At 62.0% G+C, this 9,225-nt stretch carries 5 protein-coding genes; all 5 read left to right on the top strand.

The features are described from left to right. Positions 1 to 361: 361 nt before the first annotated feature. Positions 362 to 1,216 (top strand): zinc-dependent peptidase, encoded by an 855-nt coding sequence (locus WCA53_RS07430; protein ID WP_423907494.1) that lies wholly within the window; start codon positions 362 to 364, stop codon positions 1,214 to 1,216. Between the two features lie 147 nt (positions 1,217 to 1,363). After that, a complete protein-coding gene (locus tag WCA53_RS07435; RefSeq protein ID WP_423907497.1) occupies positions 1,364 to 1,618 on the top strand; it encodes a type B 50S ribosomal protein L31 in 255 nt (84 codons plus the stop codon). A gap of 247 nt (positions 1,619 to 1,865) precedes the next feature. Further along, positions 1,866 to 3,629, top strand: a complete 1,764-nt coding sequence (locus tag WCA53_RS07440; RefSeq protein WP_423907499.1) for an ArnT family glycosyltransferase — start codon at positions 1,866 to 1,868, stop codon at positions 3,627 to 3,629. A gap of 2 nt (positions 3,630 to 3,631) precedes the next feature. Beyond that, positions 3,632 to 4,990, top strand: coding sequence for an MATE family efflux transporter (locus WCA53_RS07445; RefSeq protein WP_423907501.1), 1,359 nt, complete (start codon positions 3,632 to 3,634; stop codon positions 4,988 to 4,990). A gap of 109 nt (positions 4,991 to 5,099) precedes the next feature. Next, the coding region (locus WCA53_RS07450) for an MG2 domain-containing protein (RefSeq protein WP_423907505.1) at positions 5,100 to 9,225 on the top strand (4,126 nt) is incomplete at its 3' end.

Raw genomic sequence — 9,225 nt, forward strand, 5'->3', positions numbered from 1 at the left:
GACGAAGTCGAATCGATGGAATTCCTGCTCGACAAGATTCGCCAGACCAAGAGCAATTCCGAGTTCTTCGACCTGATGCGTCGCGGCGGTAGCTGAGCCCCACGCGTGCAATACGAAGTCAAAAGCCGCCCGCTTTCGCGGGCGGCTTTTTTTTGGTCATTGAAACTTCAGTGAAACGTAGCAATGCCAAGAAATAATGAGCGCGAGCAGCGTCGGCAGGCACTGCCCACGTCGCGTCTCGCGCAGGCCGTAAATCCGTACAATCTGGAGTATCAGGACACCGCACACGCATTGGCGAATTGCAGCTTTGCGGGGGCGTGTCTTCGCGTGCTGGCACAAGCAAATCGACCGACACAACTTCATGGCCAACTTTCTGACTCGCTTGATCACGGGGAAGCGGCGCGAACGGGCGCTGCGCAGGCATGCCATCGACAATTCTCTCTGGCACTCAACCCTCGCCGCCCTGCCGTTCTTGAGTCACCTGGACGACGCCGATCGCGCCCGTCTACGCGAGATGACGTCGCTGTTTATCGCGGAGAAGGAGTTTTCGACGGCGCACGACCTGCTGTTGACCGACGAGATGATCGTCGCCATCTCGGTCCAGGCGTGCCTTCCCGTGCTGAACCTGAGCCTCGATTTGTATCGCGGCTGGGTCGGCGTGATCGTGTATCCGGGCGAGTTCGTGATCCGCAAGACCGTTGAGGACGAGGACGGCGTGGTGCACGAAATCGAGCAGGATGCGAGCGGCGAGGCCTGGGAAGGTGGCCCGGTGGTCTTGTCGTGGGAGGACGCGCATATGAGCGCACAAACGAGCGCGCGGACGGACGGCGGGGCCGACGCCTACAACGTGGTCATTCACGAGTTCGCGCACAAGATCGACATGCTCACTGGCGAAGCGGATGGCCATCCGCCACTGTTCCGGCGCTGGCACGCGCCACTCGATTCGGACGCGTGGAACGACGTCTTTGATCCCGCGTACGATCATTTCTGCGCTCAGGTCGATGCGGTTCCGGCCCGCCGATGGAACCGTTTCGAACGTGACTCGCTGATCGATCCCTACGCCGCGGACCATCCGTCGGAGTTTTTTGCGGTTTGCAGCGAGGCGTTGTTTGTGCAGCCGGTGGCGTTCGAACGGGACTATCCAGACCTGTATAGGGTTCTCGCCCGTTACTACCGGCAGGATCCGGCGGGCGCCGGTGCGCTCCAATCCACATAGAATCGGCGTAAAATCCCCGTCCCGGGGCCCTGACTACATGCAAAGCGGCTGATTTTCTGTCATAATCGCCGCTTTTCGACCTTAGGCAAGTGGCTCGCAGCAATTCGCAGAGCAGGGCTGGCTACCGACAGATACCAAGGAAAGACCATGAAAGAAGGCATTCACCCGAATTATCGCGAAGTGTTGTTCGTCGATATGTCCAACGACTTCAAGTTCATCACGCGTTCGACCATCAACACGCGCGAAACTGGCGAGTTCGAAGGCAAGACCTACCCGCTCGCAAAGATCGAAGTGTCGTCGGAATCGCATCCGTTCTACACCGGTCAGCAAAAGATCATGGACACGGCCGGCCGTGTCGAGAAGTTCAACAAGAAGTTCGCAGCGTTCTCGTCGAAGAAGTAAGACGATTTTGCTGGCGGGATTCTAGAAAGGGGCAGCGCGAGCTGCCCTTTTTTTGTCTGCGCACCCGCACAATGTGCTGCGTGAATGCGCCAAGCCGTCGCATCGACGTCGCACTCGAAGTGACTTGCGCGATGCCAGCCGCTTACAATGCCGGATTCGGCAAGACCACGTGACGGGTTGAACTTGCCCGTCACACTGCCAGCATCGCCTCCGCGCCGCTCCATCCGTCCTGCTCCTTGCCCAACGCATGCGAAATGTCGTCCGCCTGACCGCCTCCGCCACGAGCGCCCTGCCGCGCTGGTTGCTGCTGGCTATTTGTATTGTGTACGCCGCGTTCGGGCTGTTTGGCCGCGACCCGTGGAAAAACGAGGATGCATCGGGCTTTGGCGTGATGTGGACAATGGCCAACGGCGGCCCGAAAGACTGGCTGTTGCCGAATCTGGTCGGCAAGGCGCTCACGGGCGATGGCCCGTTGGTTTACTGGTTCGGCGCGGGTTTTATCCGGTTATTGAGTCCATGGGTCGATGCGAGCAACGCGTCACGGGTCGTGACCGGCTTGCTGTTCTGTCTAGCGTGCGCCTTCGTCTGGTACACGGCTTATCTCCTCGGCCGGCGCGAGGAAGCGCAGCCGTTCAAATATGCGTTCGGCGGCGAGCCTGAGCCGCGCGACTACGGCCGCACCCTCGCAGATGGGGCGCTGCTGATCCTGCTCGCGTGCTTCGGCCTCGCCGAGCGCGGTCACGAAACCACCCCGCAACTCGGCCAGTTCGCCGGCACCGCGCTGCTGCTGTACGGCCTTGTGCGCAGTTGCGACAAGCCCGTCCAGGGAGCATTGATCTGGGGCGCGGCGATCGGCTTCGTGGGTTTGTCGAGTAGTCCGGTCCTCGTGCTCGCGCTGCTGCTATCCACGCTCGCAATGACGGTCATCGTGCGCGAAGTGCGCCCATTCCACCTGCTTGTGCTGGGCTTGCCGGTGGCGGTGCTGATGATCGGCGCCTGGGTGTGGGCCGTGTTGCACTATTACCCGGATGACGGCGAATGGTGGCTGCGTCAATGGTGGCGCGGCAGTTTCGACGCGTTTTCCGGCTCGCCGGTGGAAGAGCTGACGTACGCGCTCAAGAATCTGCCGCTTTTCACGTGGCCAGCATGGCCGCTCGCGATCTGGACGTTCGTCAGTTGGCGCGGGCTGCGGCGTTCGCCGCACGTGGGCGTGCCGATGTCGGTCATCGGACCGTTGCTGGTGCTCGTCGTACTGCAAAGCCATCAGAGCAATCGTCTCTTCATGCTGTTGCTGCCGCCGCTTTCGGTGCTCGCCACGTTCGCGCTGCCCACGCTCAAGCGCGGCGCGATCAACGCCATCGACTGGTTCGCGATGCTCAGTTTCACCCTCCTCGCCACCTTCGTCTGGCTGGTGTGGAGCGCGGGGCTGTACGGTTTTCCCGCGCCGCTCGCCCGCAATCTCGCGCGCCTGGCGCCGGGTTTCCACCCCGAATTCAAGATCGTGTCGTTTGCGTGCGCGGTCGCCGTGACGGTGTGCTGGTTCTCGCTTGCGCGCTGGCGGCTCGCGCGTCATCCGAAAGTGCTCTGGCGCAGCGTCGTGCTGTCGAGCGCGGGCACGACGCTCATGTGGGTCCTGCTGATGACCCTCTGGCTGCCGGTAGTGAACTACAGCCGGACGTATCGCGACGTGGCGGAGCAGATCGCCGACCACCTTCCCGCTGACTACACGTGCATCTCCCCGGTCCGCCTGGGCGATGCGCAAATCGCCACGTTCGCGTATTTCGGCGGCATGCATTTCGCCTTCGATGAAGACTGCGACGTCATCCTGCGCCAGGACACGCAGGATTTCGGCGAACCTTCGTCGATCTCGACATTCGAGTGGAAGCTCGTGTGGGAAGGCCGCCGGGTCGCCGACCGCGACGAACGTTTCCGGCTTTATGTGCGTATCGAACGACCGGTCCCACCGGTCAAGCGGCCGCGTCCGAAGACGCTGCATCGCGGAACGACTTAAGCATGTGGCCGGATGTCCGCAAGATCGTGGCGCTGGCGTGGCCGGTACTGATCGGCCAGTTGGCAATCATCGCGTTTGGCGTGATCGATACCGCCATGGTCGGCCGCTTTTCCGCCACCGACCTTGCCGCGCTCGGCCTCGGTTCGTCGATTTACATCTCCGTCTACATTGGCATGACGGGCATCCTGACGGCGCTGCAACCGATTGCGGGGCAGTTGTTCGGCGCGCGCCGCGACGCTGCGATTGGCGAAGAAGTGCGACAGGCTTTTTGGCTGGCGGCGGTGTTGTCCGTGATCGGCTTTGTTTGCCTTTACTTCCCGCAGCCGTTGCTGAGTATCGCCGATACCCCGCCTGCCCTGCACGAGCGCACCCTCGCGTATTTGCGCATCCTGTCGCTCGGATTGCCTGCCAGTCTCGCGTTTCGCGTCTATAGCTCGCTCGCGAATGCGGTCGGCAAGCCGCGCCTCGTGATGTTTCTACAAATCGGCGCGCTGGTCCTCAAGTTTCCGCTCAACACCTGGCTCATCTTCGGCGGCATGGGCGTACCCGCGCTCGGCGGTCCCGGCTGCGCGATCGCCAGCACGCTGATCAACTGGCTAATTGCGATCGTCGGCATCACGGTGCTGGTCCGGGTTGATTTTTTCCGGCCGTTCGCCGTGTTTTCGCGGTTCTGCTGGCCGGTGTGGCAACGTCAAAAGGCCCTGCTAAAACTTGGCATTCCGATGGGATTGTCATATTTGATTGAGGTGACGTCATACACCTTCATGGCGCTGTTCATCTCGCACTTTGGCACGACCACGCTTGCCGGCCATCAGATCACGGGGAATATTGGCGCGGTGCTCTACATGACGCCCCTGTCCATTGGCGTGGCGTCGTCGACGCTGGTCTCGCAGGCCCTCGGTGCGCAGCGTTTCGAAGCCGCGCGATTGCTCGCCCGTCACGGCATTGCGCTCGCGTGCGGGATCGCGTGCGTCTATGCCGCTGCGCTGTTCGTGCTGCGGCCCTACGTGCTGGCAGCCTATACGCCGGACAGCCAGGTCGTGGCGGCCGCGATGCCACTCCTGGCGATCGTCGTGTTCTATCACATCTTCGATGCCCTTCAGATCAGCACGGCGTTCGTTTTGCGCGCCTACAAGGTGGCGGTCGTACCGACGGTCATCTACGCGATTGCCTTGTGGGGAATTGGATTGGGCGGCGGTTGCCTGCTCGGTTTTGATATCGGCGGGATTGCGCCCGAGTGGTTGCGCGGCGCGCGAGGTTTCTGGGTGGCGAATTCGGCTAGCCTGGGCGTCGCGGGGGTTGGGCTGTTTCTTTACTGGCAGAGGGTGAGCAGGCGTTATTTGGTGGGAGGGAGGGGTTGAAGTAGGCTTGGGCGTTTGCTGGCAGCACCACCCCTGCAAACAACCATCAATCTCTCTGTAATGTTCTTGTAAAATCGCCCGCGTTTTCGACCAATCCGGAGCGCCCCCGATGTTCAGCGTCATAAAAAGACAAACCAGTACGCTGGTCACCGTGGCCGCCCTCTGCCTGCTGGCAGTTGGCCTGACCGCCGCCACACATCGCGCCGATGCAGCCCGCACGATAAGTGTCTCGCCGCAAGGCAAGGTCACCCAGGTCCGCCAGGTCCTGATCAAGTTCGACGAAGCCATGATCGCCTTCGGCGCTCCAGCGGCCAAGGCGCCGGCGCAAGTGCATTGCAGTGGAGGGGCATCGGCGGGGTCGGCACATTGGATCGACGAAAAAACCTGGGCGTTCGATTTCGCCCAGGACCTGACGCCGGGCATGCGCTGCACGGTCGATCTCGATAACGGCCTCAAGTCGAACGCAGGCAACGCAGTGACGGGGCCGCACCAATTTCGCTTCGAAACCGGCGGCCCGTTTGTCACGAGCATCGAGCCAAGCGGCGATGAAATCGAAGAGAATCAGATCTTCGTACTGCGTATGAACGGCCCGGCAACCGACGCCTCAGCGCTCCAAAACATCTGGTGCGAATCCAACGGACTGGGCAACCGGATTCCCGTCAAAACGATCGATGCCCCGTCGCGCGCCGCCCTTCTCAAACACTTCCACCTCGAAAAAGACAGCGCACGGGTACTGACGCTCGCCTGCCAACAAGCATTGCCCGCCGCGATGAAAATGCAACTCGTCTATGGCGCGGGCGTAACCGGCCCGAGCGGCCTAGCGAATGACGTAGAGAAGCGTTTTGACTTCACCGTCCGCGCCCCCTTCACCGCCAGCTTTTCATGCGAACGCGAAAACGCCAAAGCGCCCTGCACGCCACTGCGACCGCTGAGCATCCATTTCAGCTCGCCCGTGCTGCGCTCCGACGCCGCGAAAATCGTGTTGCACGGGCCGAAAGGCAAGGCTACGCCGACATTCGACCCCGACGAAAAGGACAGTGAAATCAGCACGGTCGAGTTCGCGGCGCCGCTGCCGGAGCGCGCGGAACTGTCGATAGAACTGCCGGCAGGATTGAAGGACGCGAGCGGCCGGGCGCTATCCAACGCCGATCTCTTCCCGCTTAAGACAACCACCGCGCCAATGCCGCCGCTCGCCAAGTTCTCGTCGTCGACCTTCGGGGTCATCGAGCGCTTCGCCGAACCCAACATGCCCGCGATGCTGCCCGTCACGCTGCGTCACGTCGAAGCCGACCTCAAGGTGAATGGCCTGGGCACGGGCAAGTCGAGCGTGGCGAAACTGCGTGTCGATACCGATACCGACATTCGCCGCTGGATGAAAGCCGTCGATCGCTTCGACGGCTACTATTTGCCGCTGTCGCAGATCCAGAAACAGATGCCGCAAGCGCTCAGCAACGGCGCCAAGCCGATGTACGCGCCGAACAGCACCGCGAATGACCCGCAAATCGATGTCCGTTCGTTATCCTTACTTGATAACCAGCCGGGAGTGGAAGCCTTGAGCATTCCCCGAAGCGATCCGAAGACACTGCGACCGTTCGAAGTCGTCGGGATTCCACTCGCGAAACCGGGCTTCTACGTGGTCGAGTTGGCGTCGCCGGCGCTTGGTGCCTCGTTGCTCGGCAAGCAACAGGCAATGTATGTGCGCACCTCTGTGCTTGTCACGAACCTGGGCGTGCATTTAAAGCAAGGTCGGGAAAACAGCGTGGTGTGGGTCACTGCACTCGATAGCGGCAAGCCCGTGCCGAACGCGCAGGTGCGCGTCACCGACTGCAACGGCGACCCGGTTGCCGTCGCAAAAACCGATGCAAGCGGCATAGCGACGATCGGCAAGCCCCTCGTGCCGGTGCGCGCTTGCGATGAAAACAGCATGGACGACTCGGGCTTTTTCGTATCGGCGCGGATCGATGACCCGAAGACCGGCCCGGATATGGCGTTCGTGCGCTCGGAGTGGAATCGCGGAATCGAGTCGTGGCGCTTCAAGGTTCCGACCGACATGAGCCCCGACCGGACCACCCGCGCGACCACCGTGTTCGACCAGACGCTCCTGCGTGCAGGCGAAACGGTGTCGATGAAACACCTGATCCGCGAGGAAAAACAGAACGGTTTCGCGTTCCCGTCGCACCTGCCTTCGCGCGTGACGATCCGGCATCTGGGTAGTGGGCAGACCTACCATCTGCCGCTGACATGGGCCGCCGATCACAGCGCCGATTCGACCTTCCCGATTCCCGCCGCCGCAAAACTTGGCGAATACAGCGTGACGCTGGATGACGGCGCCGTCAGTAATGACAACAGCGGCGGCGATAACGAAGACTCCTCGGGTCACACGAGCATCGAAACGGGCAGCTTTCGCGTAGAGGAATTCCGTTTGCCCGTATTCAAGGGGTCCATCGGCATCAAGGATCAAAAGACCGGGGCGCTGGTGGGCGCGACCGAAGCACCGCTCGCGGTGCAGATCGAATACGTGGCTGGCGGACCCGCTTCGAACCTTCCGGTGCAGGTGTCGGCGTTGATGAAGGAGGCATCGCCGCCATTTGCATCGCAGTTCGAATCGTTTAGCTTCTCACCGTACCAGAAGCCCAGCGACGACGGCGCGAGCGCGCCTTCCACCAGCGACGACGAAGAAAGCAGCGCGCAGGAAGATGCATCGTCGGCGAAGCTTATCGCCGATAAAGTCGCCCTCACGCTCGACCGCAACGGCACGGGCGCCCTGACGGTCAAGTCGCTGCCCGTTGTGCAAGCGCCGAAACGGCTCGCTCTGGAAGCCACCTTCGCCGATCCGAACGGCGAGATCCAGACATTGCACGGCGATGCCACGCTATGGCCCGCCGCGGTCGCGGCTGGCATCAAGGCGGGCGAGTGGGTATCGGTGGGCAATGCGGTGCCGGTTCAGGCGCTGGCCGTCGATCTGCAAGGCAAACCACGAGCCGGAATTGCGCTCGAAATTCGCGGCGTTGCGCGCACCGTGACGAGTTCGAGGAAGCGCATGGTCGGCGGCTTCTACGCCTATGACAACCACACGGCGACGAAGGACCTGGGCACGCTGTGCAGCGGCAAAAGCGACGACCACGGCCTGCTCGCCTGCAATGCCACGCTCAAGGAGGCCGGCAATGTCGACTTGATCGCGACGGCGAGAGACGGCGATGGACGCGTGGCGAACGCGACCACCTCCGTCTGGGTCACGCGCGAGGATCCGCTCTGGTTCGGCGGCGAGAACACGGACAGGATCGACGTGTTGCCCGAGAAGACCTATTACGAACCGGGCGAGACCGCACGCTTCCAGGTGCGCATGCCGTTCCGTTTCGCAACCGCGTTGGTAGCGGTGGAGCGCGAGGGAATCGTGGAAACGAAGGTCATGGAACTGGATGGCAAGAATCCGACCATCGACCTGAAGGTAAAAGACACGTGGGGACCGAACGTCTATGTATCCGTGCTCGCCATTCGCGGCCGGATTCACGAGGTACCGTGGTATTCGTTCTTCACATGGGGCTGGAAAGCGCCGCTCGATTGGGCGCACGCATTCTGGTACGAAGGCCGTCAATATGAAGCGCCTACGCCGCTTGTCGATTTATCGAAGCCGGCGTTTCGATACGGCCTGGGCGAGATCAAGGTCGGCACGACGGCGCACAAGCTCGGCGTGAGCGTTACCACCGATGCCGCGTCGTACACGGTGCGTTCGAAGGCGCATGTGAAGGTCCATGTGACGCTGCCAGGCGGCAAGCCCGCGCCGGCGGGAACGCAAATCGCGCTCGCGGCCGTGGACGAAGCGTTGCTCGAACTGATGCCCAATCAAAGCTGGAACGTGCTCGATGCCATGTTGCAACGGCGCGCGTATGGCGTGGAAACATCGACGGCGCAAATGGAGATAGTCGGACGCCGTCACTTCGGACGCAAAGCGGTGGCGGCAGGCGGTGGTGGCGGTTTAAGCGCGACCCGCGAGCTCTTCGATACGCTCCTGCTGTGGAATCCGCGCGTGACGCTTGACGCCAACGGCGACGCGTCGGTCGATGTACCGCTCAACGACGCGCTCACGCGCTTTCGTATCGTGGCCATTGCGGCTGTCGGTGCGGGACAGTTCGGCACGGGCAGTGTATCGATACGCAGTACGCAAGACCTGCAACTGATCTCCGGCTTGCCGCCGCTCGTGCGCGTCGGCGATCAGTTCCGCGCGCAGTTCATGC

Source organism: Caballeronia sp. (assembly GCF_049581465.1).
In the GTDB taxonomy this organism is placed as follows: Bacteria; Pseudomonadota; Gammaproteobacteria; order Burkholderiales; family Burkholderiaceae; genus Caballeronia.

Excerpts from the sequence above, each read along its gene's own strand:
- WCA53_RS07430 (WP_423907494.1), top strand. The coding sequence starts at position 362 with ATGGCCAACTTTCTGACTCGCTTGATCACGGGGAAGCGGCGCGAACGG.
- WCA53_RS07435 (WP_423907497.1), top strand. The coding sequence starts at position 1,364 with ATGAAAGAAGGCATTCACCCGAATTATCGCGAAGTGTTGTTCGTCGAT.
- WCA53_RS07440 (WP_423907499.1), top strand. The coding sequence starts at position 1,866 with ATGCGAAATGTCGTCCGCCTGACCGCCTCCGCCACGAGCGCCCTGCCG.
- WCA53_RS07445 (WP_423907501.1), top strand. The coding sequence starts at position 3,632 with ATGTGGCCGGATGTCCGCAAGATCGTGGCGCTGGCGTGGCCGGTACTG.